Origin of the sequence: Bacillus sp. R86525 (genome assembly GCF_042466195.1) — a bacterium.
In the GTDB taxonomy this organism is placed as follows: domain Bacteria; phylum Bacillota; class Bacilli; order Bacillales; family Bacillaceae_G; genus Bacillus_A; species Bacillus_A nitratireducens.
Genome location: NZ_JAXHPX010000007.1, coordinates 1,515,523 through 1,541,831, shown reverse-complemented (window position 1 = coordinate 1,541,831; position 26,309 = coordinate 1,515,523). Strand labels below are relative to the sequence as shown.

General features: G+C 36.1%; 28 protein-coding genes. 6 read left to right on the top strand and 22 right to left on the bottom strand.

The window, feature by feature from the left end:
• Window positions 1–2: 2 nt before the first annotated feature.
• Window positions 3–176: a 50S ribosomal protein L32 gene (gene rpmF / locus SJY24_RS10665; protein WP_001984764.1), complete on the bottom strand. Its 174-nt coding sequence runs from the start codon at window positions 174–176 to the stop codon at window positions 3–5.
• A 61-nt stretch (window positions 177–237) separates the two neighbouring features.
• Window positions 238–738 carry a YceD family protein gene (locus SJY24_RS10660; RefSeq protein WP_000872151.1) on the bottom strand — a complete coding sequence of 167 codons (501 nt, stop codon included), beginning with the start codon at window positions 736–738 and terminating at the stop codon, window positions 238–240.
• A 168-nt stretch (window positions 739–906) separates the two neighbouring features.
• Between SJY24_RS10660 and SJY24_RS10655 the strand changes: the two genes are divergently transcribed.
• Window positions 907–2,133, top strand: coding sequence for a nucleotidyltransferase (locus SJY24_RS10655; protein WP_377867233.1), 1,227 nt, complete (start codon window positions 907–909; stop codon window positions 2,131–2,133).
• Window positions 2,134–2,159: 26 nt separating this feature from the next.
• Here the strand turns inward: SJY24_RS10655 and SJY24_RS10650 are convergent, their stop codons facing one another.
• Both SJY24_RS10650 and SJY24_RS10645 read right to left on the bottom strand, forming a co-directional pair.
• Window positions 2,160–3,185, bottom strand: a complete 1,026-nt coding sequence (locus tag SJY24_RS10650) for a SepM family pheromone-processing serine protease (RefSeq protein ID WP_377864607.1) — start codon at window positions 3,183–3,185, stop codon at window positions 2,160–2,162.
• A complete protein-coding gene (locus SJY24_RS10645) occupies window positions 3,178–3,969 on the bottom strand; it encodes a patatin-like phospholipase family protein (RefSeq protein WP_098498830.1) in 792 nt (263 codons plus the stop codon). The genes SJY24_RS10650 and SJY24_RS10645 overlap by 8 nt, the downstream gene beginning before the upstream one ends.
• Before the next feature lie 112 nt (window positions 3,970–4,081).
• Between SJY24_RS10645 and ylbJ the strand changes: the two genes are divergently transcribed.
• Window positions 4,082–5,311 carry a sporulation integral membrane protein YlbJ gene (gene ylbJ / locus SJY24_RS10640; protein ID WP_377864606.1) on the top strand — a complete coding sequence of 410 codons (1,230 nt, stop codon included), beginning with the start codon at window positions 4,082–4,084 and terminating at the stop codon, window positions 5,309–5,311.
• On the opposite strand, the gene coaD is transcribed toward ylbJ, so the two are convergent.
• Together coaD and rsmD are read right to left on the bottom strand one after the other, a co-directional pair.
• Complete coding sequence (gene coaD, locus SJY24_RS10635; RefSeq protein ID WP_000200601.1) at window positions 5,303–5,794, bottom strand: pantetheine-phosphate adenylyltransferase; 492 nt, start codon at window positions 5,792–5,794, stop codon at window positions 5,303–5,305. The two genes, ylbJ and coaD, sit on opposite strands and share 9 nt — an antisense overlap.
• The gene (gene rsmD, locus SJY24_RS10630) at window positions 5,791–6,357 is read right to left on the bottom strand and encodes a 16S rRNA (guanine(966)-N(2))-methyltransferase RsmD (protein WP_001266992.1); all 567 of its coding nucleotides are present in this window, start codon (window positions 6,355–6,357) and stop codon (window positions 5,791–5,793) included. The genes coaD and rsmD overlap by 4 nt, the downstream gene beginning before the upstream one ends.
• Window positions 6,358–6,882: 525 nt before the next feature.
• On the opposite strand from rsmD, the gene SJY24_RS10625 reads away from it, so the two are divergent.
• Window positions 6,883–7,272, top strand: a complete 390-nt coding sequence (locus tag SJY24_RS10625) for a DUF7147 family protein (protein ID WP_377864605.1) — start codon at window positions 6,883–6,885, stop codon at window positions 7,270–7,272.
• Between the two features lie 54 nt (window positions 7,273–7,326).
• Here the strand turns inward: SJY24_RS10625 and SJY24_RS10620 are convergent, their stop codons facing one another.
• From SJY24_RS10620 to SJY24_RS10595, 6 genes are all read right to left on the bottom strand, one after another.
• A complete protein-coding gene (locus SJY24_RS10620) occupies window positions 7,327–7,593 on the bottom strand; it encodes a YlbG family protein (protein WP_002088292.1) in 267 nt (88 codons plus the stop codon).
• A gap of 127 nt (window positions 7,594–7,720) precedes the next feature.
• Window positions 7,721–8,173: a YlbF/YmcA family competence regulator gene (locus SJY24_RS10615; protein ID WP_000634367.1), complete on the bottom strand. Its 453-nt coding sequence runs from the start codon at window positions 8,171–8,173 to the stop codon at window positions 7,721–7,723.
• Window positions 8,174–8,289: 116 nt separating this feature from the next.
• On the bottom strand, window positions 8,290–8,862 hold the full coding sequence (locus SJY24_RS10610) for a histidine phosphatase family protein (RefSeq protein WP_377864604.1): 573 nt from the start codon (window positions 8,860–8,862) through the stop codon (window positions 8,290–8,292).
• A 76-nt stretch (window positions 8,863–8,938) separates the two neighbouring features.
• A complete protein-coding gene (locus tag SJY24_RS10605; protein WP_001200991.1) occupies window positions 8,939–9,184 on the bottom strand; it encodes a YlbE-like family protein in 246 nt (81 codons plus the stop codon).
• 11 nt (window positions 9,185–9,195) lie between these two features.
• Entirely contained in the window at window positions 9,196–9,639 is a 444-nt protein-coding gene (locus SJY24_RS10600; protein ID WP_098765114.1) for a YlbD family protein, read from the bottom strand.
• Between the two features lie 186 nt (window positions 9,640–9,825).
• A complete protein-coding gene (locus SJY24_RS10595; protein ID WP_377864603.1) occupies window positions 9,826–10,860 on the bottom strand; it encodes a CAP domain-containing protein in 1,035 nt (344 codons plus the stop codon).
• A gap of 205 nt (window positions 10,861–11,065) precedes the next feature.
• Here SJY24_RS10595 and SJY24_RS10590 point away from each other — a divergent pair, with 205 nt between their 5' ends.
• Window positions 11,066–11,431, top strand: coding sequence for a YugN family protein (locus SJY24_RS10590; protein WP_098498825.1), 366 nt, complete (start codon window positions 11,066–11,068; stop codon window positions 11,429–11,431).
• Between the two features lie 35 nt (window positions 11,432–11,466).
• Here SJY24_RS10590 and ctaG read toward each other — a convergent pair whose 3' ends face one another.
• The 6 genes from ctaG to ctaB all read right to left on the bottom strand — a co-directional run bounded on the left by ctaG (window position 11,467) and on the right by ctaB (window position 17,379).
• Entirely contained in the window at window positions 11,467–12,372 is a 906-nt protein-coding gene (gene ctaG, locus SJY24_RS10585) for a cytochrome c oxidase assembly factor CtaG (protein WP_377864602.1), read from the bottom strand.
• A gap of 85 nt (window positions 12,373–12,457) precedes the next feature.
• Complete coding sequence (gene ctaF / locus SJY24_RS10580) at window positions 12,458–12,790, bottom strand: cytochrome c oxidase subunit IVB (RefSeq protein ID WP_377864601.1); 333 nt, start codon at window positions 12,788–12,790, stop codon at window positions 12,458–12,460.
• Window positions 12,791–12,793: 3 nt separating this feature from the next.
• On the bottom strand, window positions 12,794–13,417 hold the full coding sequence (gene ctaE, locus SJY24_RS10575) for a cytochrome c oxidase subunit III (RefSeq protein WP_000557861.1): 624 nt from the start codon (window positions 13,415–13,417) through the stop codon (window positions 12,794–12,796).
• Window positions 13,417–15,252, bottom strand: a complete 1,836-nt coding sequence (ctaD, locus tag SJY24_RS10570) for a cytochrome c oxidase subunit I (protein ID WP_176535342.1) — start codon at window positions 15,250–15,252, stop codon at window positions 13,417–13,419. Before ctaD ends, ctaE begins: the two co-directional genes overlap by 1 nt.
• Before the next feature lie 60 nt (window positions 15,253–15,312).
• Entirely contained in the window at window positions 15,313–16,362 is a 1,050-nt protein-coding gene (coxB, locus tag SJY24_RS10565) for a cytochrome c oxidase subunit II (RefSeq protein ID WP_377864600.1), read from the bottom strand.
• Between the two features lie 93 nt (window positions 16,363–16,455).
• Entirely contained in the window at window positions 16,456–17,379 is a 924-nt protein-coding gene (gene ctaB / locus SJY24_RS10560; protein WP_001015049.1) for a protoheme IX farnesyltransferase, read from the bottom strand.
• Between the two features lie 496 nt (window positions 17,380–17,875).
• Here ctaB and ctaA point away from each other — a divergent pair, with 496 nt between their 5' ends.
• The gene (ctaA, locus tag SJY24_RS10555) at window positions 17,876–18,817 is read left to right on the top strand and encodes a heme A synthase (protein ID WP_001188748.1); all 942 of its coding nucleotides are present in this window, start codon (window positions 17,876–17,878) and stop codon (window positions 18,815–18,817) included.
• An 80-nt stretch (window positions 18,818–18,897) separates the two neighbouring features.
• Here the strand turns inward: ctaA and pyc are convergent, their stop codons facing one another.
• The 3 genes from pyc to SJY24_RS10540 all read right to left on the bottom strand — a co-directional run bounded on the left by pyc (window position 18,898) and on the right by SJY24_RS10540 (window position 24,267).
• Complete coding sequence (pyc, locus tag SJY24_RS10550; protein ID WP_377864599.1) at window positions 18,898–22,344, bottom strand: pyruvate carboxylase; 3,447 nt, start codon at window positions 22,342–22,344, stop codon at window positions 18,898–18,900.
• A gap of 331 nt (window positions 22,345–22,675) precedes the next feature.
• The gene (gene ftsW / locus SJY24_RS10545) at window positions 22,676–23,854 is read right to left on the bottom strand and encodes a putative lipid II flippase FtsW (RefSeq protein ID WP_377864598.1); all 1,179 of its coding nucleotides are present in this window, start codon (window positions 23,852–23,854) and stop codon (window positions 22,676–22,678) included.
• A gap of 125 nt (window positions 23,855–23,979) precedes the next feature.
• Window positions 23,980–24,267: an Fpa/YlaN family protein gene (locus tag SJY24_RS10540; protein WP_000135698.1), complete on the bottom strand. Its 288-nt coding sequence runs from the start codon at window positions 24,265–24,267 to the stop codon at window positions 23,980–23,982.
• A 150-nt stretch (window positions 24,268–24,417) separates the two neighbouring features.
• On the opposite strand from SJY24_RS10540, the gene SJY24_RS10535 reads away from it, so the two are divergent.
• On the top strand, window positions 24,418–24,915 hold the full coding sequence (locus SJY24_RS10535; RefSeq protein WP_001289780.1) for a hypothetical protein: 498 nt from the start codon (window positions 24,418–24,420) through the stop codon (window positions 24,913–24,915).
• 49 nt (window positions 24,916–24,964) lie between these two features.
• Here SJY24_RS10535 and SJY24_RS10530 read toward each other — a convergent pair whose 3' ends face one another.
• Entirely contained in the window at window positions 24,965–26,293 is a 1,329-nt protein-coding gene (locus tag SJY24_RS10530) for a PhoH family protein (RefSeq protein WP_002066912.1), read from the bottom strand.
• Between the last annotated feature and the right edge of the window lie 16 nt (window positions 26,294–26,309).

The window sequence follows — 26,309 nt, the reverse complement described above, 5'->3', positions numbered from 1 at the left end:
AATTACTTGCTGATTACTTCTTTACCTTTGTAAGTACCGCATGCTTTACATACACGGTGAGCTAATTTCGCTTCACCACAGCTTGGGCACTCTACCATACCAGGTACTGATAATTTGAAATGCGTACGACGCTTTCTTTTTACTGTTTTAGAAGTTCTTCTAAAAGGTACAGCCATTCTTCCCACCTCCTTAAAAGAAATAATTATTTTCATATGAAGGCCTAAACCAGTCTTCCGATTATTTGTCAAAAAACTTTGCAAGTCCTGCTAATCTTGGATCAACAGTCTTTTCTTTGTTTTCTTCCGAAATCACTTGCCAGTCTTGACCTTGCATCGGTGCTCCACCAGAAACATCATCACTGAAAATTTGCATTGGAATCTCCAAAAGTATATTTTCCTTGATTACGGGCAGTAAGTCAAGTACTTCTCCTTCTAAACAATGAATTTCAGCTTCTGTTTCAAATTCTTCTTCTGAAGTTTGGAACACCTCAGTTGTTTTAATGTCAAATGGTAATGTCACATCTACTAAAGAGCGAGAACATGGTAAAACCATGCTTCCAGTTATATGTAGATGAAACGTAAACTTACCGGAGCCAAAATCAACTCTTCCTGTTACATGAACAGGATTAATTTCACGAATATCTTTCTCGACCTCTTTTAGCTCACTTACATCTACCATTTCATTCAATGTCAATCCTTTATTTCTCAATTTATTCAATTGATGGATGGACCATTTCATATCATATCACCTCAAGGCAACAAACAAAATTATAGCTAGCCATTTTATATTTGTCAATGTTTTTTCTTTACACTATAATGAAGTCATCATAGGAAATAATATATAGATTATCACGTTTTCCAAAAAGATGCTACATCGAAAGGAGAGATTACCATAAAAGCCAGTGGTATTGTTGTTGAATATAACCCTTTTCATAACGGTCATGCTTATCATGTGCAACAAACAAAAAAGTTAACACAGTCTGATATTATTATCGCCGTTATGAGTGGTCCTTTTTTGCAGCGTGGTGAGCCAGCACTCATCTCCAAATGGTATCGTACTAAAATGTCCTTAACAAACGGCGTAGACCTCGTTGTGGAGCTTCCTTATGCATTTGCAACACAAAAGGCCGAAACTTTTGCAAATGGTGCAATTTCGATTTTAAACGCCCTTCATGTTTCTGAGATTTGTTTCGGTAGTGAAGATGGGACAACTGAAAATTTCTACAATACCATCTCTGTACAAAAAAATGAAGAAGAGACTTTTAATCGTCTTGTGAAGCAATTTATGAATGCGGGTAATAGTTATGCAAAAGCTACATCTGAAGCCTTTCAACACATCTTACCACCTGAAAAAAATGTAGATATGTCACAACCAAATAACATTTTAGGTTTACAGTACATTAAAGCTATCCTTTTACAAAATAGCTCCATGCAAGCACAAACTATAAAAAGATTCGCCTCTCATTATCATGATGAAACATTTCACGATCAACATATTGCAAGTGCAACAAGTATCCGCAAACAGCTATTTAATGAACACGGTTCATCTACAACTATTGAGCCTTTTATCCCGAAAACAACTGCTTCTCTTTTAGAAAACTACAAACAAAACTATGGGACGTTACATAACTGGGAAAAATACTTTTCATTTTTTAAATACAAACTTATGACGATGTCTCCAGGAGACTTACAACATATATATGAAATTGAAGAGGGTTTAGAGCATCGTATTTTATCAAAAATACAAGACAGTTCATCTTTCTATTCATTCATGGAAGCATTAAAAACAAAACGTTATACATGGACTAGATTACAAAGAGCTTGTACACATATTTTAACAAATACAACGAAGGAAGAAATATATAAAGCAAATATAGAACAGCACGCGCCGTATATCCGTCTACTCGGAATGTCACAAAAAGGACAAACTTACCTTTCTAGAAATAAGAAAAAAATAGAACTGCCAATCCTTACTCATACAAAAACATTCGAACACCCTATTTTAGACATAGAGCGAAAATCAAATGCTGTATATTTCTCCATAATGCAAGAACCTTTGCGGACACAATTGCTAAAACAAGACGCAACGCATCATCCAATTCGTTATGATGAAATAACGAAAAAATTCCTATAAGAAAAACCTCTCTTCTTCAGAGAGGTTTACTTTATTTTACCCATTTTTTCCAAATAGGTTAATGCATCGTCCAGTGTGTCCACCGGTACAATTTTCATCTTTGTTTTAATATCTTTCGCAGCTTCAAGAGCATCTTTATAATTCGATTTCTCTACACCCTTTTCATTTGGCGCAAAGAACACTTCAGCTCCCGCATCACTAGCAGCTACTACTTTTTGCTGAATACCACCAATGGGACCAATTTCTCCTTTATCATTGATTGTACCTGTTCCAGCTATTTCATGTCCGTTTGTTAAATCTTCTTCAACGAGCTGATTATAAATTTCTAACGTAAACATTAAACCCGCTGATGGTCCCCCTATTTCATGGGAATCAATTTTCACTTTCGGATTCACCACTAACTCTCTTTCCGTAACAATGGAGACACCTATACCAACGCGGCCATTTCCATTAGGAATTGTCTTTACATTTAAATTTTCTTTAAACTGTTTTCCACCTCGCTTGTACTCAATATTTACTATATCTCCCTCTTTTTTTCCTGTCATATACTCAATAAATTGTTCCGTCTTTTCGAATGTTTTTCCGTCGACAGCTATGATGACATCTCCAAGCTTAAGTTTCCCTTCTGACGGCATTCCCTTTGTCACACCAGCAACTAGGACCCCTTTATTTTCAAAAGATACGGAACGATTTGCACGCTTATATGCATTATAAATTGCAGCGTTTTGTGAATCTTTCATTGCATAATTTTGGCGAAATTGATATTCTTCATCACTCTCACCTTTTTGCAATATTTCTTCCGCTTTTGAAACGTGTGTATATTTATTAAATTGCGCGGCTATTAAGTTCACAACATTTGCAGGCCCCATTGAGACTGTGACAAGCATAAAATCACCAGACTCTTTAGTTCCACCGTCAACTTGCACGTACGGCGCTAATTTCGCGGCCATACCTGGTTTTGTCACAAAGTATGGCAAACGCACATAAACAAGTAGCATCGCCAATATAACCCCTATTAAAATTGCATATATAAACCGAAAACGCTTAAACATTATGTTTCTCCTTCCACTGCTCAATTAGTAAATAAATGTTTGCAACATGTTTTTCTGCTTCCACTTCTCCGACCCGAATAATGTCTTCAATATGTGTAAAAGCACGCGAACTAAATTGTTCTACCGCTGGCCGCATCATTAAATCTGATGCTATTTGCCGATTCATCACAAGTTCATGTTGCATGATTTCAATACTCTGCATAATCACATCATAAATCGATGTAACCTCTCCATTCACCTTAATTGGAGATACATCAACAGCAATAACAATATCAGCCCCTAAATCTTTTACAACCGATACGGGAATACGGTCAATCACCCCTCCATCCACTAATAAGCGGCCATCTATTTTCTCTGGAACAAACACCCCCGGCACAGATATACTAGCTCGAACCGCCTCCGCAATCGGACCGCTTGTAAAAACAACTTTTTCCCCCTTCAAAATGTCAGTAGCCACAACAGCCGTCGGGATATCTAACTCTTCTAAATTTTTATTATATGTAAACATTTTAATCATATCTTTGATACGTTTTCCAGCAATAAATCCCATTTTAGGAACTGTAAAATCCAAATAATATTTCCTTTTAAAAACAGCGGCCAATCTATACAGTCTTTCAACGTCACAACTCGCTGCATAAAATGTACCAATTAATGCTCCTATACTACTACCTGCTACCATATGAATAGGGATGCCAGCTTCCCTTAAAACTTTTATTACCCCTATATGAGCAAAACCTTTTGCACCTCCGGATCCAAGTGCTAAACCGATTTTTGGTTCCTTCATTTTTCTCACCCTTTAATTTTTTTCATCCCTTTTTCATACTTATGGTCTAAATTCACCACATATCCACGTATACTGAAATGAACGTTTTTGGGACAAAGGGGGATTTTCTTACATGTACGAAAAATGGAAAACTGCTTTTCTTACCATATCAATGTTGTTTTTAACCTTTTCTCTTGTACTCCACCCCCAAGCTGCTCTGCAAGCTTCAATTCGCGGGTTAAATATATGGTGGGAAGTTGTATTCCCTTCACTACTACCGTTTTTCATCATTGCGGAACTTCTAATCAGTATTGGTATTGTAAAATTTATCGGTGTTATATTAGAACCACTAATGCGTCCATTGTTTCGTGTTCCAGGGGTAGGCGGGTTTGTTTGGGCAATGGGAATGGCTTCAGGATTCCCCGCTGGCGCCAAATTAAGCGCTAGACTACGCAAGAGTAATCAACTAACACAAATTGAAGCGGAACGACTCGTATCTTTCACAAATTCTTCTAATCCGCTTTTTATTTTTGGAGCGGTTTCTATTGGTTTTTTCAATAATCCGAAATTAGGGCTCGTATTAGCAGCAGCACATTATATAAGTAACTTTACCGTCGGGTTACTGATGCGCTTTTATGGTAGTAACGATACTTACATAAAAGAAAAACATACAAATCAAAAACGTGCCTTTCAAAACCCTTTTTCCATTCTCCACCAAACACGTATGCAAGAAAAAAGACCAATCGGAAAACTACTTGGTGACGCTATCGTTTCTTCTATTCAAACACTGCTCATGATTGGTGGGTTTATTATTTTATTCTCTGTTTTAAATAAAATGATTACTGTTTTCGAAATTACAGAAGCGCTTTCTTTTATTATGCAACATATTTTATCATTCTTCCAACTTACCTCCCAATTTAATATTCCGATATTATCCGGTATTTTTGAAATGACGCTCGGAAGCCAAATGATCAGCCAAATAAATGAAACAACACTTCTTCAACAAGCAATGGTAACAAGCTTCATTTTAGCATTTAGTGGTCTTTCTATTCAGGCACAAGTAGCAAGCATATTAGCGGAGACAGATATCCGTTTTAAACCATATTTTTTAGCTCGAATTATCCAAAGTATTATCGCTCCTATTCTCACTTTTATATTTTGGGAACCATTTTATGAAAAAGTTCATTCTGTCTCGCCTACACAAGAAGATATTCCCGTATTTTTATTGAATCATTCTTTTACACTAAATGATATTTGGACAGCATTTATACACTACGGACCAATCTTCACCTTATTTTGTTTATATTTATATGTTATCTTATTGTTTTTACGTATTTATAAAGAAAAACCCCGTTCACTTTAACGGGGTTTGAAACTTTTCTTTTAAAGCTCGCTCTACAATCGGAGGAACAAGGTCTACTACACTTCCTCCATATCTCGCAACTTCTTTCACAATACTTGAACTTAAAAATGAATATTGATTGTTTGTCATAATAAAAAAGGTTTCTATATTTTCGTCTAATTTTCGATTCATTGAAGTAATTTGCATCTCATATTCAAAATCAGAAACCGCTCGCAAACCACGTAATATTGCATTTGCATTACGCATTTTTGCATATTCCACCAATAATCCACTATGTGAATCAACCTTTACATTCGGAATATCCTTTGTCGCCTCTCGAATTAACTCTAAGCGTTCTTCTACCGAAAAGAATGGTTTTTTTGATGAATTATTTAAAACAACTACATATACTTCATCAAATACTTTTGCTCCCCTTTTAATAATATCCAAATGTCCAAGGGTAATTGGATCAAAACTCCCTGAAGAAATAGCTATACTTGTCATTCCGTCCCCTCACCTTCATACTTATAAATCGAAATTGCTGTAATCCCATAGTTTTCCGCTCGTACTTTTACAAGTTCTCCTATAGAGTCTGGTAAAACCACGTCATCCCCGTGCTCTGCCATAATGATTCCATCTTTATTTAACAATCCATGTTGATCCATTACACTAACTAAAGACACAATTTTTTGAGCTTTATATGGAGGGTCTATTAGTATAAGATCGAATGATATTTCACGCTTTATAAGCGCCTTTACCGCACGCTCTGCATCATTTCGGTACACTTCAGCTTGTTCTTGTAGTCTACAGCTTTCTAAATTTTGATGAATGACTTTTATCGCTTTACTATCTCGGTCAACAAAAATCGCTTTATCAATCCCTCTACTTATGGCCTCAATTCCAAGACCACCGCTACCACCAAATAAATCAAGAGCGATACCACCATCATAATAAGGACCTATCATATTAAAAATAGATTCTTTCACTTTATCTGTCGTTGGACGCGTTGTATTACCAGGTACCGCTTTAAGTGGGTGCCCTTTACATTTTCCTGAAACTACTCTCATCTGTTGTCACTACCTTTATTTCAATCTATAGAGCGATTACAGCAAATTCATTTCAATTCGGTAACCGCTACCGATTCATACTATTTCATACATCTTTTCATTAATCTGTTATTTAACTAATTGAAAACCTCAGTTAAAATAATCGCTCGCTATTTCTTTCATATCCATTTCACTATTTGCAAGCAACAACCCTCTATGTACATCAGTTCCACTTTACCTTTTTTATCCTATCATAAAATAAAAAAAAGAAAAATAAAAAGCCTAACATAAATTTTAATTTCATTATGTATATCTTCATTTAGATTGGACATAAATAAATATAACAACATCACCTTCGATGTTGTTGCCAACCGCGGAGAAGACTTACGTTTCCCCATAAGTTCTTCCTCCGGTTTCTCCTCTCCCTTTGCCTTCTTGCTAGTTCATACTAGTATAAGAAGGGCCCTGCATTGCAGGGTTTTTTTCTTTGTCTACTTTTCATTTAAAAAGTGAGATGGTACAGTAAAAGAAAGAGGAGGAAAAAATATGATTCAACGCTTTATAGAACTCGGAGAAGGCTACTCTGATTTATATGAATTACTTGAAATTGCCAAAGCAAACAAAGAACGTATAACACATATGTTACAATTTGAAACTGTAAAAAACGAAAAAAAAGCGTGTTCACTTGTTGTAATACTAAAACCTACAACTACTGGTGATTTCCAGCCATTATACATATGTCGTGAAGGCATTCCTGTACTTGAAAATAAAAAAAGCAAACGTGTTATTTTATTTGAAGAAATGGCAGAACAATTAGGGAAAAAGGTTACTACCTTTACTGTAAAACCGTCGACAACCTTCCCTGAAAAAGAACTCTTTTTTAATCATCTAATTGGTATTTTACGAATGAACAATTTCATTCCTCCAATGAAGTAATACGTTATTTTAAGTAAAAAAAATCCCCCGCTAAATTTAGCAGGGGATTTTTTATTAACTATAATCGTATTCCTTTGCCCGATCAGGACGTGAATTTTCGAATTCCGTTTTTAAAAATGGGCGATACGACTGTTCTACTTTTTTTACAAAAGGAAGTTTATTCAATTTTTGCATCATATGCTCAATTTGTTCCATATCACAATATACAACCGCATATTTCAATCGTTTTGATATGTAATGAATGTTACCATATTTCCTTAAAATCTTGGCATGTTTCAATGAATGTAAATAAACAATCATACTTTGTCGTTGCCCGAACATAATCTTCTCCATCTTCTCCTTTTAAAAACTTATATTCTTATATTTTATGAAAACCAATCAGAAATTTATGACATTAAAAGACAAACTCTGTATACGTTTTCTTCTATATTCTAAAAAACGGGGTAAATTACCCCGTTTTTTTACAACCACAACCGCCTCCGGTACCACAACCACCGCCACAGCCACCCGCATCAAAAAACGGATTTCCTGTTGGAACTTTAATGGAAGAGGATACCTCTGAACCGATTGCTACACTAACTTCATCTAATAACTTTTGCAAAGCAGTTTCTGCTTTTTTAAAGGCTGCAATTTTATCATGCAAATCTACAGAACGCTTTAATTCCCTCATTTTCGTTGAAACGAAAGTGTAGTCAGGATGATATTTACCAAAGCGTTGCACTTCTTCATATCGCTCTTTCATCGCTGTAAACTGTTGAATTAGCGTCTGGACATCTATATCTTCTTGTATATCCTTATAACACTTACGATAATCTTCTGCTATATCTGAACAAATGATTGATTTTGCAAGCTGCTCTGCCTTATCTAAAATCAGTACGCTTTCCAGCGTCGCTACAATCATGAGAGACACCTCCGAGTATTCATCATAACACATTTGGGACAGAACTACTAATTGAAGTCTCTCACCTAAAAGAAAGATATGCTTCTAACTACTTTTCATATAATCCTCTTATACTCCTATACGCTAATATGCTCCGCAATATTGTATTTAAGAACATCCCATTTCCCACTATTTTCTTTCACGTAGCTAATACATGCGTTTTTTAACGGCGTTTTAAATGTAATTTCCTCTGGTGCAATCGCATGTAAAATCGCTTTTATTGCATGTGAATGCGCAACAATGATAATACGCTTATCTCCATGGGTTGCTGCAACCTCTTGTAAAGCGGTAAAACAGCGTTCTACAATCTCTTCGTCCCGCTCCATACCTTCTACATTACCTTCTGCAATTAACTCTCTAACTGTCGCAACTGGTTTCCCAGAAGCTTCTCCAAAATTACGTTCCATAAATCGCTCATCTAATAAAATAGATTGCAATCCAATAGCCTCAGCAATTCCCCTAGCTGTTTCTTGAGCTCTAATTAAAGGGCTACTGATAATAATATCCCACGATTCCGCTTGCAAAGCAGCTGCACTTTGACTCGCTTGCTTCTTCCCCACTTCATTAAGTGGAATATCTTCACGTCCCTGAATAATCTCTTGAAAATTCCAATCAGTTTGTCCATGTCGTACTAAACAAATTTCCGTCATGCTGCAACTCCTTTTTAAATAATCCGCTTCTATTGTATCAAAAGTTCTGCATGACGGACATAGTTTTCCCTTCCAATTATGTTGTATTTTGCTGCTTCATATACTGAAACATATCGATCATAATGGAAGCAACTGCTAATTGATTTTGGAATTTCTCAACTTTATCTGGTATCGTTTTTTTGAAATGTTGCATAGCAGCTAACTCAAAGGCTTCTTTTTCTTCAGGGTTTCGCGTTAGTTTTCTATACCAGTACGGTTGCTCCCTAATATAGCGAGATAAATCCTCATCAGCCTTTATAAACTCCATAATTTCTGCTCTCATCCTCTTTCCCCCTAATCCTTCTGAAAGAAAAATGGATTGTTTTCGGAAGTGCTTTCTGCTTGCCGCGCGGGCTTCCCTTGAAATTGTTGAATAACTTGTTGCACACTACCAATGGCACTCGTCACATTGGCTAAATGGTGTTGCATTTGTTCCACATCTAGCTTTTTAAAGAAAGAAAGCATTTGTCCCATCACATCAGCAGTTTTTTCCTCTTCAGTTCGATTATCTTTTTCTTTTTCTTGTTTATTTTCTTTTACCGAAGAAAAAGCAGGCGCTCCATCAGGTCTAAAAGTTGCCCATATCGGATCTTCTTCACCAAGTAAGTACCATTCTTCATAAAACTGTTGCCAAGTTTTGTGACCACTTCTAACCTCATGGACCATTTTAGGGTGATGGTTTACAAACTCTTTAAACTGTTGAACCGATGGATGTAACGGTCCCTTTGTTGTTGGCATAATCCTCACCTCTTCATGTATATCTACTATATAGTAAGAAAAAAAAGGCACATGGTTCGCCTATTTTTAGACGATTCATGCACCTTTTTATCCTGCTATTTGCATACGGTAAGATTCCTACCTAAAATTCAGTGAATACAAAGCAATTAACCGGGAGGTGTCCCATCCACAACTCAAAGTTTCACTTTATTTCCGAATAAAGTTTTGTGTATAAAACTTTTCGTATACCCCAACACCTAATCCTGTAAATTGTTCATTCAATAAATTCTTTCTATGTCCCTCACTATTTAACCAACCTTGCAACGCCGCAATTCCATCACTATGTTGCGCCGCTATGTTCTCACCAGCAAGTTGAAAAGCTACTTGACCACGTTGCAGGCGATCTCCTAACGTACCAAAAGTAGGCGAGTCGTGGGAAAAATAATTATTATCCTTCATATCTTTACTATGGCCAAATGCAACGTCTGCCGTTTGTTGATCCCATGTTAACAACGGTAATTCATGACGACTTCGAATAATATTTGTTAAATCTAGGATTTGCTGCATATTTCCATTTTCTACTTGCTTCATTTTTTCTGGAGTCAATGGTTGTTCCGCTATTAATTCTCCTGAATAAACCAGCTGATACGGTCTTTGGCGTAATAACGTTTCATCATCCATATAACGAACACCAACAAGCTCATGCGTAAAATGATCAAAGTATAATTGTGCCCATCCATCTTCTACAGGTATTAGTGGTTGTTCCATTACTTCTGTATCAGATAACTCAAATTGATAATTATTTTTCCCTCTTTTTAATGAAATCTCATGTGAAATCGGATTCTTTTTATATACTTCTTCATACTTTTCATTTATATAATAAGGTGTCACCTTAACTTGTTCACCAGCAACATACGCCGTTACAACTTTACGTTCAGCAACTCCAAATTGAACATACCGAGTTAAATCTTGATTATACACCCACCATTCATATCCATAAGCAGACGGCTCTATTCGAGATGGTTCGCCCCACTTTGCTAATAAATTCTCAGGGTCCCCACCAATCATATTTAAAACAGTGTCTGAGGTTTCTTCATTTATTTGCTTTTTCTTTTTCACAATTTTATTTTCTTGCTTAGAGTGAGATGGGGTTAATATATATTGCGAAACGAGTAATTTCCCGTATAAATCCACAGCTAAAATTAAAAATGTAATAATTACGATACGTAATACTTTTTTCAAACGATATACCTCCTGAACAAAACATAAAATTGAGATATACACAAATCCTTTTCTTTCCTTTTTGTGTGTACCGTACTCTTTTCACTATATCATATTTTCACGAAAAAAGTCTGGATTATCCCTTTTCTCTCAATATGAATTGCACTTTCTTATTATTCATACTATTATAAAAATAATAGTATGAATAATAAGAAGGAGGTATTTTATGCAATTTACAAATGCGAAGTTTAATGATGCAGTCGTAGATTTAACTCTTTTAACTGAAATCATGGAAAACAACCATTTTGTACTCGCTGGACAATGGGATTATGAACGCATTACATATGATTATAAATTTGAAATATTAAAGGATATTTATTATTTACGTGTACAAGGTTTTGCTGTTGAAGGTGACATCGGCGGTAGACACGCCCAAGTAAAACTATTACCCCCCTTATTAGGAAAACATTATTATCCTCATGGCGTTGAATATGGTGATGATGAGATTTTCCCAACGAATGTACTTCAAAAAAGCGAACAACTCCTACAAAATATTGAAAAAGAATTGAAAGAACTTCAGATTATTGAATAACAAAAAACGAGAGCATCAATAAGATGCACTCGTTTTTATTTTGTCTGCAAATAAGGGGGTAACTCTTGCAACTGCTCTTTATCCTTTTCACGCTCTCTACGTGCCCATTTAAAGAACACATAGCCGATAATCGTACCGTACACTATTTCCTGGACAATTTTCATAATGATGCCGCCTGTTTGCTGGTCTTGTACTACTGGCATCCAATGTAAAAATTCTGGTCCGGTTATATTTAAATCTGATAAAGTACCCGCTGGTACACAAAGTTCCATTGCCTTCATCCAAGCGGCTGGATCCGTATATGTTGCAAATAATGGTGCAGTCGCAAAAATTATTAATGCACAAGCTGGTGTTAATAAAATACCATTAGCAAACATGTAACCAAGCTTCTTTATATCACTTAACGTTTGATATTCCGGCAACGGATTCAGCATAGGCCACCACATCATTATTGCTGCAAAAAACAATATAGCAAGGCAAATAGGGTGCGCTATTTGACTTTGTTTTACTGTATCAAAAACAACTGGCAAATGATAAAAGGAAAACAGACCGTTAAATACAAACAATGCAATAAGCGGATTTGCAAAAACCTTTAGCACAATTTGAACGAACTTAAAAGAAGTAATATATTGATATAACCATACAGGTATACCAAGCAGTAATAGCGGGGGAACCGCAATATACATTATCGCCATTTCGAACATATGTGCGCTAAATATAATATGACCAATTAAATCAATAGGTCCTCCCTTTACAAAATACAAGAGGACAATCCCAGTCGTAAAATAAAAAATTTGCTTCTTACTTACCTTAGTCGCATTTTCAAACCGCGTTCTATATGGTCCAATAATTAAAAAGTACCCAATAAGAATCGAAAGCATAAATAATAAAAAGATCGGACTCCATAGAGCTTGAAAACCAAATATCCACAAGTTACTCATTGTCACACCCACCTTCTTAAGGTTATCCTTTCACATAATGTGAAAAGGGAGCTGTGACAACACAAGCTCCCTTATTTTTCACTTTTCAAATCCACACGATCGTCATAAAAGCTAAAATTGTAATTAACCCTATTAACAGACCAGAATAAAGAAAGAAACTTGCCGCTTCATGTCCTTTATGACTCATATGCATAAAATAATACAATTGAAAAATCACTTGTACCACTGCTAATAGTAAAATAAACGGTACAGAGAAAGTCGGACTAAAAGTTTTCGGATATGCAACTGCTACAAATGCAACTAATGTTAAAAAAATCATTAATGCAAACGTAACAACTTGATGCTTCATCTCCTCCGCACTTTTTCTCTTCCGATAAACAAGATCAACCTTAGGATTATTCGTTTGCTTTACGGCCATTGTTTATCCCACCATTCCCATTAAATATACTACAGTGAAAATAAACACCCAAACTACGTCAATAAAGTGCCAATAAATTGATGCAACATAAAACTTTGGTGCGTTGTATAAATTTAAGCCCCTCTTCGCATTTCTAAAGATTAATGTTAAAATCCAACATAATCCAAACAACACGTGGAGCCCGTGTGTACCTACAAGAGCATAAAATGCAGAACCAAATGCACTACTTCTCATAGTATGCTTAAATTCATGCGTATAATGATAAAACTCATATATTTCAAACCCCAAAAATCCTAAGCCAAGCAACACTGTTACAAGTAACCAAAGTTGCATTTTCTTAAAGTTGAAATTTTTCATATGATACATTGCATATACACTCGTTAAACTACTTGTTAACAAAAGCATCGTCATGATGAAAACAAGTGGCATTTGAAACATCTCTTGAGATGTTGGTCCGCCATTTGTAGAGTTCTTTAACGCTAAATATGTGCCGAATAAGGAAGCGAACAACACCGTTTCGCCTCCAAGAAATAACCAAAAACCGACAAACTTATTTTTCCCCTCAAGGGTTGCTTTTTCAGGCTCTGCTGGAAATGTTTCATTCGTTAATTTTTCATCTACATGCATTATGCCTTGCCCCCCTTATCCTCTAGATCTTCTTTATGAATATGATATCCATGATCATCGACTACTGAGCGAAGGAACATTGTGCCAAATGTAATGATTAAACCAATAATTGCTACTAACAACCAAAACTTATCTTTTCCACCCTGCATATACATCGCACCAAACGCGGCTATAAATAAACCTAAAGAAATGATAAACGGTGAAAACGAAGGGTTTGGCATATGAATATCACCAACTGGTTCCGCAGCTGTCATCTCCTTATTCCCTTCACGTTTTTCAATCCAAAACGGATCTAGCCCGCGAACAAATGGTAATTGTTTGAAATTATATTCCGGTGTAGGTGCTGGCATTGTCCACTCTAATGTACGTGCATCCCATGGGTCACGACCAGCCTTCTCTTTTGACAATGTTGTTTTAATTACATTGAATAAAAGAACGATTGTGCCAAGAGCCATAAATACTGCTCCAATAGAACTAATCATATTCCCCATTTCTAATCCTTGTCCCTCTAGGTATGTGTAATAACGTCGTGGCATACCAATTAATCCAAGGAAATGCTGAATAAAGAACGTTAAATGGAAACCGATAAAGAATAACCAAAATGTTATCTTTCCTAGCGTTTCATTTAATACCTTATTAAACATAAGTGGCCAATAATAATGTGCACCTGCAAGTAAACCAAATACAACACCGCCGACAATTACATAATGAAAATGTGCTACTACAAAATAATTATCATGAAATTGATAATCAGCTGGTGCAGATGCAAGCATAACGCCTGTAACTCCACCCATAACGAATGATGGAATAAAAGCTACCGCCCACATCATTGGTGTTGTAAACCTAATACTTCCACCCCACATTGTAAAGAGCCAGTTAAATATTTTAATACCTGTCGGAACTGCAATCGCCATTGTTGCAACTGAGAAGATAGCGTTCGCAACAGGACCAAGACCAACTGTAAACATATGATGCGCCCATACCATAAATCCTAAAAAGCCGATTAATACAGTCGCGAACACCATCGATGAATAACCAAATAATCTTTTTTTCGAAAATGTGGCAAAGATTTCTGAGAATATTCCGAAAGCTGGGAGTATAAGAATGTATACTTCTGGGTGACCGAAGATCCAGAATAAATGCTCCCATATAATTGTGTTCCCACCTAATGCCGGATTAAAGAAACTTGTGCCAAATAAGCGATCTAGCATTAAAAGACCTAATCCTACAGTTAATGGAGGAAATGCGAATAATATAAGTGACGATGTTACAAATGTTGTCCATGTAAACATCGGCATGCGCATATAGGTCATTCCTGGCGCTCGCATATTAATAATTGTAACAAGGAAGTTAATACCTCCAATTAATGTACCAATACCTGATATTTGCAAGCCGAGTACATAAAAGTCAACACCATGCCCTTTTGAGGCTAAAGCTAAAGATGCATACGATGTCCAACCTGCATCAGGTGCTCCTCCTAAAAACCAACTTAAATTTAAAAATACTCCACCAAAGAAAAACAACCAGAATCCGAGTGAATTCAAAAACGGGAACGCCACATCACGTGCTCCAATTTGAAGTGGTACTGCGGCGTTCATAAATGCAAACACGAGTGGCATAGCTGCGAGGAAAATCATTGTTGTACCGTGCATCGTTAATACTTGATTATAAGCATCCCCAACAAGAAAAGCATTGTTAGGAATCGCTAACTGAAGGCGAATAAATAGCGCTTCTATTCCGCCTATTATAAAAAATACTCCACCTGCAATTAAATAGAGAATGGCAATCTTTTTATGGTCTACTGTCGTTAAATAATCCCATATGACAGCACCCATCCCCTGTTTTTTTGCTACAGAACTCACGTTTTCAACCTCCCCTTCGCAAATGATCCCTCTTTACTTTTCAATCTTTAACGTTTGTAAATATGCATTTAATGCATTAATTTGATCATCCGTTAAGTTGCCATATTTACCAGTCATTTTATTACCTGGCTTCATATTTTCAGGATCTTTGAGCCATTTTTTTACGTTCTCTTCATTGTTTTCGGCAATACCAGCAACTGTATCGCGATCTGCAAAGTTTGCTAGGTTCGGTGCGATACGAGCAGAAGGTGGTCTACTATCATTTGATCCAACCGCATGACAACCAATACAGCTTTTATTAAATATTTCTTGACCTTCTTGCGCCTTTGTAGAAGCTACTTCTTTTTTTCCATCAATCTTCTTCATATCAGCAAGCCATTTTTTGTACTCGCTTTCATCCAGAGCTTTCACTTTGAATTGCATTAAAGAATGTGATGGGCCACAAAATTCTGTACAAAAACCATTATAAGTGCCCGATTTATCTGCCTTTAACCACATTTTGTTTACATTATCTGTATTTGTATCCATTTTCCCAGCTAAAGATGGAACCCAAAACGAATGTTTAATATCGGCACCCTTCAAATTCAAATACACTTTCTTACCTGTGGGGATGACTAAATCTTGAGAAGTTACTATTTTTTCTGATTTATAAGAAAATTCCCACCAATAAAGATTCGCTGTTACATCAACAACGATAGTATCTTTATCAATATTCTTTTTCTCCATCGCACTTACATCAGCAAGTTTGAATGTATATGTAACAGTCGGAACAGCCAAGATTAACAAAAGAATAATCGGAATAACTGTCCATATAATTTCTAGTTTGTGATTTCCTTCAACTTGCTCTGGAATATAATCTTCCTCACCCTTTTTTTGTCGGAAACGCACAATTACATATAAGAAAATAATAGTAACTACAAGTACTACTCCTATCATGATTGCACTCGCTAATAAGAGCAAATCATATTGCATTTTTGCTACTTCTCCTTGCGGAATTAAAGTAGATTGAAAGGCTTTACCGCATCCCCCTAACAGTAAAGCCAGCAGTGAAACGAACGAAAGCAGTCGCCACTGTTTCTTCATACAAACAACCCCCACTTTCTTTGTGAATTAGATTGTACTTTATAGTTAAGTAAAGTAAATCTCAACGTAAAGAAATCCAATCATGTCGTTGTCTTAGAAGAATGTAACTACAATCATTGACACAAATAAGATTGTTAAGTAATTCAGGGAATAAACAAACATTTTTACGGACCATTTGATGTCATCTTGCTTACGGAAGCCATAAAACCCTAGTACGATCCATCCGATGTTTAGCAATGTTGCAATTACCATGAATGTTATTCCAAGCCCACTCATATAAAATGGTAGTGGTAATAAACATACTGTCCAAATCATAATCTGACGTTTCGTAATATCAAATCCCTGTACAACAGGAAGCATTGGGATTCCTGCATTTCGATATTCATCAACACGTTTCATCGCTAATGCGAGGAAATGTGGGATTTGCCAAATAAACATAATTAAAAATAACATCCAAGCAATTGGATGACTTAAAGACGGATCAATTGCCGCCCATCCAATTAAAGGTGGAACTGCTCCTGATATACTACCTACAACAGTATTTAATGTATATTTTCTCTTCGTCCATAACGTATATAAAACAACGTATGTGAAGGCACCAATAAACGAGATGAATACTGCCATTGGTGTAGTAAGTAATAAAAATGCAAATCCAAGTAGTAAAATTACAAGTCCAAATGCCAGTGCAAATCCAGGTTTATATTTACCTGTTACCGTTGGACGGTTTTTTGTTCTTTCCATTAATGGATCGATATCTCGGTCAATGTAGTTATTTAAACAACATACCCCTGCCATAATTAATGCAGAACCAACGATTGTGAAAAACAGCTTATCTAGATGGTCCATAACACTTAATCCATTAAAATGTAAAGCCAGCCAAAATCCTGTAAATACAGTAAGTGTATTTGAGTTTACAATCCCCATTTTAACGAGTGCTGATAAATCTTGTAACCGAGTTGTTTCCGGTACACTTGAAACAGCTGACTCATCATGCAGCTCACTTGTTGCATGGTTCATCACTTTAACCCCCTCTTAAACCTATCATCTTTCTTAGCTTTTATTTCATATGAAATATTTCGCTTTATATAGCAATATTATTACAGTAGAAATATTGTTAACCCATTCTACTACTAATCTACGCCCATACTCCAATATATTAAATCATATTTCCCGAACATTTTGTGAAGAAAACATGAACTTTTTGTGTCGAATGTTAAAAAACTTTATTCTACTCTATCCTTATCATAACACGATGTTATCTTCTATAATAAACTATTTTGTCATATTTAGCATGTATTCTCCCTATTTCTTTTTAAAATCTCCTTATTTTCACCCAAAATATGTATGTTAATTCCCATTTTTTTCTTCGCGATACGTACATTGCCCTCACCCTTCATTTCTTTGCTATTTTATTATTTTTTATATATCATAGGACTGTGGCACGTTTTATTCTATACATAATGGAATGAAAATATTTCGCAATAACTTCATAGCAGAAAGATGGTGAAAGAGATTGCAACGCTTTATTAAATGGTTAGCAGTCATTACAAGTCTCGATTTACTAATAGTTTTACTAGGAGGCGCTTTAGTTACAAAAACAGGGTCAGGCCAAGGATGCGGTAAATCATGGCCACTTTGTAACGGTGAATTGATTCCATCTAATTTATCAATGGAAACTATTATTGAGCTAAGTCACCGCCTTACATCAGGGTCAGCAGGAATCCTTGTTACTCTTCTTTGTATTTTGTCCTGGAAATATTATAAACATGTGCGCGAAACAAAGACGTTAGCAATTTTATCCTTCGTATTTTTAGTGGCCCAAGCATTAATGGGAGCGGCGGCAGTTGTTTGGGGACAAATGCCTGCTGTATTAGCTATTCACTTTGGTATTTCCTTAATTTCATTTGCTTCTGTTATCTTGTTAACGTGTCTTATTTTTGAAATTGATCAAAAATTCGATGCACGTTCTCTTATTATGGACAAAAAAATGAAATTTCATATTTACGGTGTAACAATTTACAGTTATATTGTTGTCTACACAGGAGCTCTAGTACGTCACGAACGAGCAAGCTTAGCCTGTCCAGACTTCCCTTTATGTAGCAAAAATAGACCTATGCCAACTCAACTACATGAGTGGGTTCAAATGGGGCATAGAGTTGCAGCGATGTTAATTTTCGCTTGGATACTATATGCGATGATTATCGCTATTCGCCATTACAAGCAACAACCTGTAGTATACTGGGGATGGATTATTTCATTTATCCTTGTTACACTTCAAGCTGTAGTGGGAGTTTTAGTCGTATTTACAAATGCTAGTTTATCAATGGCATTATTACATTCTCTCTTCATTTCTTGCTTGTTTGCTGTACTGTGCTATTTAGTTATGTTAGGTACAAGAAGTACGGTCAATGCAAAAGAAGCTGAATTGAATTCTAAGCAAAATAAAACAAAGTAAAACTTTAATCCCTTGCCAATTCGGCAAGGGATTATTTGTACTAAAAAAAGAGCTGCTTTCACACAGCTCTTTTCTTTATTTTAGTGATCTAACTCAATGAGTAAGTCACCCGTTTGAATTGCATCACCATCATTAACATATACCTTCTTCACTTTACCATTGAACGGCGCTTGAACTGTCGTTTCCATTTTCATCGCTTCTGTAATTGCCATAGAATCGCCTTTTTTCACTTCATCGCCTTCTTTTACAACTACTTTAATAACTGTCCCTGGCATTGTTGCACTAATATGGTTTGGATTTTCACGATTCCCTTTCACACGTTGTGCAACTGTTGCTTTTACACTTTCGTCTTTCACAACAATCTCACGTGGTTGACCGTTAAACTCCAAGTAAAGTACACGGTTTCCATCTGGCTGAGGCTCCCCGATTGATACTAGTTTAACCATCAATGTTTTACCTTGTTCGATTTCCACATCGATTTCTTCACCTAGTCTCATTCCATAGAAGAATGTCGGTGTATCAAGCACAGATACGTTTCCATAAAGCTCAGCAACTTTTTCGTAGTCCATAAATACTTTTGGATACAACGCATATGCGACTACATCAAAAATCGTCACTTCGCGTCCAAGTTTATGGAATAACTCTTCTTGTAAAGCATCGAAATTTACTGGCTCTAATAATTCACCTGGTCTTACTGTTAATGGCTCTTTCCCTTTTAAAATTATTTCTTGTAATTTTTTCGGGAAACCACCATATGGTTGTCCTAAATCTCCCGAGAACATTTCAACAACAGATCCTGGGAAGTCCATAGAATGTCCACGCTCTAAAATATCTTGTTCTGTTAGGTGATTTTGAACCATAAATAATGCCATATCACCGACAACTTTAGATGATGGTGTTACTTTTACAATATCGCCAAACATATCATTAACACGGCGATACATCACTTTAACTTCATCAAAGCGATCTCCTAAGCCAACCGCTTTCGCTTGTTGTTGAAGATTACTATACTGTCCGCCCGGCATTTCATGCATATATACCTCTGTGTGAGGAGCATTCATACCACTTTCAAATGGAGCATAGTATTTTCGTACATCTTCCCAATAATGAGATAGTTTTTCTAATGAGTCTATATTAACATCTGGCTGTCTTTCGTTTCCACCTAACGCATAGTATAGTGTATTCGCACTTGGTTGTGACGTTTGACCAGCCATTGAACTCACCGCTACATCGACAATATCAACACCTGCTTCAATTGCCTTTGTATACGTTAAAATACCATTTCCGCTCGTATCGTGTGTGTGCAGGTGAATTGGAATCGACACCGTCTCTTTTAATGCTGAAACTAAATCATATGCTGCGTTTGGCTTTAGTAAGCCCGCCATATCTTTAATTCCTAAAATGTGAGCTCCTGATACTTCCAACTCTTTTGCTAAGTTTTTATAATAATTTAAATCGTATTTACTACGTAACGGGTCATGAATATCTCCTGTGTAACACATTGTCGCTTCTGCAATTTTACCAGTATCTCGTACAGCATCAATCGCAACTCTCATACCTTCTACCCAGTTTAAGCTATCAAAAATACGGAAGACATCAATTCCAGCTTGAGCAGAACATTCCACAAATTTTTGAATTAAATTATCTGGATAGTTTTTGTAACCTACTGCGTTTGAAGAACGAAGTAACATTTGGAATAAAACATTTGGCATTTTTTCACGAAGATCTAGTAATCGTTCCCATGGATCTTCTTTCAAGAAACGATATGCAACATCAAACGTTGCACCGCCCCACATTTCCGCTGAGAATAAGTTTGGTAACATTCTCGCTGTCGGCTCTGCAATGTGATGTAAATCTTTTGTACGAACACGAGTTGCAAGTAATGACTGATGTGCATCACGGAATGTTGTATCAGTTAAAAGTACACGCTTTTGATCTTGTACCCACTTTACTAATCCATCCGCTCCACGCTCATCCAAAATTTGTTTCGTTCCATTTTGGATTGGCTCTGAGTGTATCACATTTGGTATACGAGCATCTGGGAAAATTGGTTTCTCTTTTTTCCCTACTCCTGGGAAGCCATTTACTGTTACTGTACCAATATAATTTAACATTTTTGTTCCTCGGTCTTTACGTTTCGGGAACAAGAATAGTTCAGGTGACGCGTCAATAAATGAAGTGTCATATTCTCCTGATAAGAAGTTTTTATGTTTTACTACATTCTCTAGGAATGGAATATTTGTTTTAATACCACGAATACGGAATTCTTTTAAGTTACGTTCCATTTTTGCAGCGGCTTGTTCAAAAGTAAGTGCCCAAGTAGTAACTTTTACAAGTAAAGAATCGTAGTACGGTGTAATAACTGCACCTTGGAAACTATTGCCTGTATCAAGGCGAACACCAAAACCACCGCCTGATCGGTACGCCATAATTTTCCCTGTATCCGGCATGAAATTATTTAGTGGGTCTTCAGTCGTTACACGAGATTGGATTGCAAATCCATGCACAACCACTTCCTCTTGCTTAGGAACACCTACCATTTTGCTATGTAATGCATGTCCATCAGCTATTAAAATTTGCGATTGAACGATATCCACTCCTGTAATCATCTCTGTAATCGTATGTTCAACTTGAACACGTGGGTTTACTTCAATGAAGTAAAACTCATCACCTTTTACAAGGAATTCTACCGTTCCTGCATTTAAATAGTTTACATTTTTCGTTAACTTAACAGCAGCATCACAAATACGTTGACGCAAATCATCTGAAAGCGACACGCTTGGTGCGATTTCGACAACTTTTTGATGGCGACGTTGCACAGAGCAGTCACGCTCGAATAAGTGAACAACGTTACCTTCTTCATCTGCTAAAATTTGTACTTCTATATGTTTAGGTTTTTCAACGAATTTTTCAACGTATACTTCATCATTACCAAAGGCTGCTTTTGCTTCTGATTTCGCGCGATTATACGATTCTCTTAATTCTTCACTAGCACGTACTATACGCATACCGCGACCGCCACCACCAAGCGATGCTTTAATAATAATCGGGTAATCATACTTTTCAGCAAATTCTGCGACTTCTTCTATTGAATTTACTGGACCATCACTACCAGGAATAACTGGAATTTGTGCTAACTGCGCTTGTGTTCTTGCTTTAACTTTATCTCCAAACATATCTAAGTGCTTACTTTTTGGACCGATAAAGATAATTCCTTCTTCTTCACATCGTTTTGCGAATTGAATATTTTCTGACAAGAAACCATATCCAGGGTGGATTGCATCTACATGATTACTTTTCGCAATCTCAATAATGCCTTCAATATCTAGATAAGCATCAATTGGTTTTTTCCCTTCCCCAACTAAATAGGACTCATCCGCTTTATAGCGATGATAAGAACCGCTATCCTCTTTCGAATAAATTGCAACTGTGTTTAATCCAAGTTCTGAACATGCTCGGAACACACGAATTGCAATCTCTCCACGGTTAGCTACCAATACTTTTTGAATACGTTGCAGCTTTGTCATGATTTTCCCCCTCTATTTTCCTACCACTCTAGAGATAAAATACATACACACTCTAAAGAGCGTGAAGTTCTTCACTTTCTACATTATATTATACTTAGAAAGCTTCACTTTATTTTTATCCATCATACCTTATTTTTCAACAAATGATAAGTTTTCTGATCAATTTGTTTCACAAAAATAGTATAGCATACCTCTTCCTTTTCTAACAACAATATTGTATGTCACATTATTTTTAATATGATATATCTTTAATCGATATAACGAATTAGTATATCACATTAAAAATGAACGAAATAAAAAGCACACTGAGTTCTTCATCCCAGTGTGCTTTTTATTTTACAACAACAAGATGTGGTCCACCTTGCCCTATTTCTGTATTCATTTCATTTTGTAGTTTCTCTTGTCGTTTTACATGACTGGCGATATTTAACAGTACACCCATTGCAAGCAGATTAGCTAATAAAGAACTACCACCATAACTTACAAACGGTAATGGTACCCCTGTAAGTGGTATTAACCCAGACATACCACCGACATTAATAAAAGTTTGAACTCCAAACAAACTTGCAATTCCAATTGCTATTAAACTTCCAAACGGATCTTTACACTTTTGTGCAATTCTAAATGAACGAATAATAATGAGTAGTAAACAGATCAAAATGACAGCTATACCTATAAAACCAAGCTCTTCAGATATAATTGCCATAATAAAATCTGTTTGCGGTTCTGGTAAGTATCCATATTTTTGTACACTGTTTCCTAATCCTCGACCATTTAGCCCTCCTGAAGCAATTCCAATAAAAGAATTTATTAATTGGAACCCATCATTCTGAGGATCGTTAAATGGATCCAGAAAAACTGAAAAGCGAGCTTTTTGGTACTGACTTAACATATAATTCCCAATAAAATATAGCGCTGGAATCCATATTATAGACGTTAAGAGGAATCGCTTTATACTTAAATTAACGTTAACTCCTGAACAAAAGAACATAATCAATACAGTTCCACCTATTAGTATATCGGTCCCTAAGTCATTTTGAAGTAAAATTAATCCCATCGCTCCACCGACAACAGCTAGAGGAGGAATTATCCCTTGTACAAAAGCTGTTTGCGTTTCTTGTTTCTTAGCAAAAAAGTTTGCTAACGTAATAATAACCGTTATTTTCACAAACTCAGCTGGTTGTATACCTAATATCCATCCTTTTGCACCATTTACGTCCTTACCGAAAATCAAGGCTGCTAATAATAGACCAATACTCCCTATTCCCATTGCAATCAAAGCTATTCGCTTTCTCCAAAACTTATAAGGAATAGCAACGATAATCGCTAACATTATCGTTCCAATAGCTAGAGCAATTAATTGTTTTTTAAAAAAGTAATTTGCTGGCCAGTTATGCCTTGAAATCGCAACAATGGAACTAGAACTATATACCATTATAACTCCCAACACACATAAGATAACAAGAGGAAGTAATAATGAATAATCCATCGATTTCCATACTTTTTTCATTTCATTTCCTCTTTCTGTTTCAATTTAATTATTGTTGTATTCCATATGTATATAGGTTCTTCCTGCTTTATTATACAAATAAAAAGCCCAAACTATTTCAGTTTGAGCCCCCTTATTTGAACCCGTTATTGTTGTTTGTTTGTAAATGCTTCATGAAGTGCAGATAACTCACGTTCGAGCTCTCCTAACATTGCTTTCCCTTGTTCTTCTGCAATAAGACCAAGACGAACCGCAAAATCGACCTCTCGGGATAGTCCAAACATTTGTGTGTCTAACACTTCTTCATATAATGGACATTGCGGCATTGTAAGATTGTCCATTTGCACCTTAATAAGTCTTAAGATCTTCTCCGCATCCGCTTGTAGAAGGGCAAGTGCCTTTTCCTGATGATTTGATACTGTCTCAGACGCCAAATTGATTCCCTCCGTTTCCGTCCAACTCTCTTCTATCTATTAATATTAGCGATAGTTTTAATAAATTGCAATAGAAACATTTTTTGTGACAATAGTGTCTAATACTATTATACTGAAAAGTGGGAGTATAACACAAATGGGGGAACAACAATGAGCGAAATTTTATTTATTAATGGAAAAGTACGTTTTCCAATCACTATCGATCCAACTGTTTGGATTTTTGATGATCGAAAATTAGATTTGACAACTTACTTTGATGAAACTAGAGAAGAATCGTCCGAATTAGAAACATACTTAAAACATACTTCAGAGCATTGGGATCGCGAAATCCGTGATGGCGCTGCCTTCCCGCCAATCCAACAAAGCGTAAAGAAATATAAAAAAGAACAGCTTATTAACGGAACATTTGGTATACCACTTCAGCCATTTCTTAAAAATGCTGAAATTTTAGAAGGTGCTACTCAAGTCGAAATTGAAACCACAGACAATTCGATTACACTTCCGTTAGAAACAGCCAATCAAGCAATTCTCGGTTTTTCAAAAGAAGGTAAACCATTAAGAGAAGACGGGCCTGTTCATCTATATTTCCACGATGGATCTAATAGACAAAATCCGATTCGTAACATCCGTAAATTTACTATCATTTAAATTGTATAATTAAAAGGCAAAAAAGGAGTGAGCTGAGGCCCACTCCTTTTTATAATAAATCCGCTGCTAGTTGAGCTAAATTAGAACGCTCTCCTTTAACAAATTTTACATGACCACTAATACGTTGCTCTTTAAACTTCTCTACAACATATGTTAAGCCATTATTATATTCATCTAAATACGGGTGATCAATTTGCTGAGGATCTCCCATTAATACAATCTTACTTTTTTCGCCTACTCTTGTTAATATCGTCTTTACTTCATGCTTCGTTAAATTTTGTGCCTCATCAATTATAATGAACTGGTCTGGAATACTTCTCCCACGTATATACGTAAGCGCCTCTACTTCAATCGAACCCATTCCAGCTAAAATAGCATCTAGCTCTCCAGGCTTTTTCGTATTAAATAAATACTCTAGATTATCAAAGATCGGCTGCATCCACGGTCTTAATTTTTCTTCTTTTTCTCCTGGTAAATAACCGATATCTTTTCCTACTGGAACGATTGGTCTCGCAACAAGTAGCTTTTTATATAACCCTAAATCTTCCGTTTGCATGAGCCCCGAAGCTAATGCAAGTAACGTTTTTCCTGTACCGGCTTTCCCTGTTAACGTTACAAGTGGAATATCTTCCCGAAGCAACAATTCTAATCCCATAATTTGCTGCACGTTTCGTGGGCGTATCCCCCACACTTGCTCATTGTGAAAAATAAGTTTCTTTACCTTCTTACCTAAATGATCCACAATCCCAAGTGCAGAACTAGAGCCCCCTAGTGCATCTTTCATTACAACAAACTGATTTGGATAAAAAGGATGATTTGCGATTTCAGATAAAGGCAGTTCACCTTTTTCATAAAAATAATCCAATTGTTCTTTGGATATATATCCTTCTAAAAATCCTGAATATATATTTTCCACTTCTATTACTCGGTCACTTAAATAATCTTCAGCCTTCAAACCAATTGCATCAGCTTTTACCCTTACGAGCACGTCTTTACTTACTAAAATAACAGACTTCCCGTCCTCTTTTTCTTGTTCTTCTAAAGATAGGTTTTTCGCTACCGCTAAAATTCGATTATCATTTGTTTTTTCTACAAAAATATCTTGCAGTTGAACAAATGAGCGATGATTTAATTCAATACGAAATGTACCGCCGTTTTCTAACGGAATACTTTCATGCAGCTTTCCTATTTCGCGAAATTTATCTATTAACTTAGACACATAACGAGCATTTCGTCCTACTTCATCCATATAACGTTTTTTCGAATCAACCTCTTCTAATACAACTGCTGGAATCACTACTTCATTTGTTGCAAATGAAAAAATAGATAAAGGATCCTGCAAAAGTACATTCGTATCTAACACATAAATTTTATCCAACCTGTTACCCCCTGAC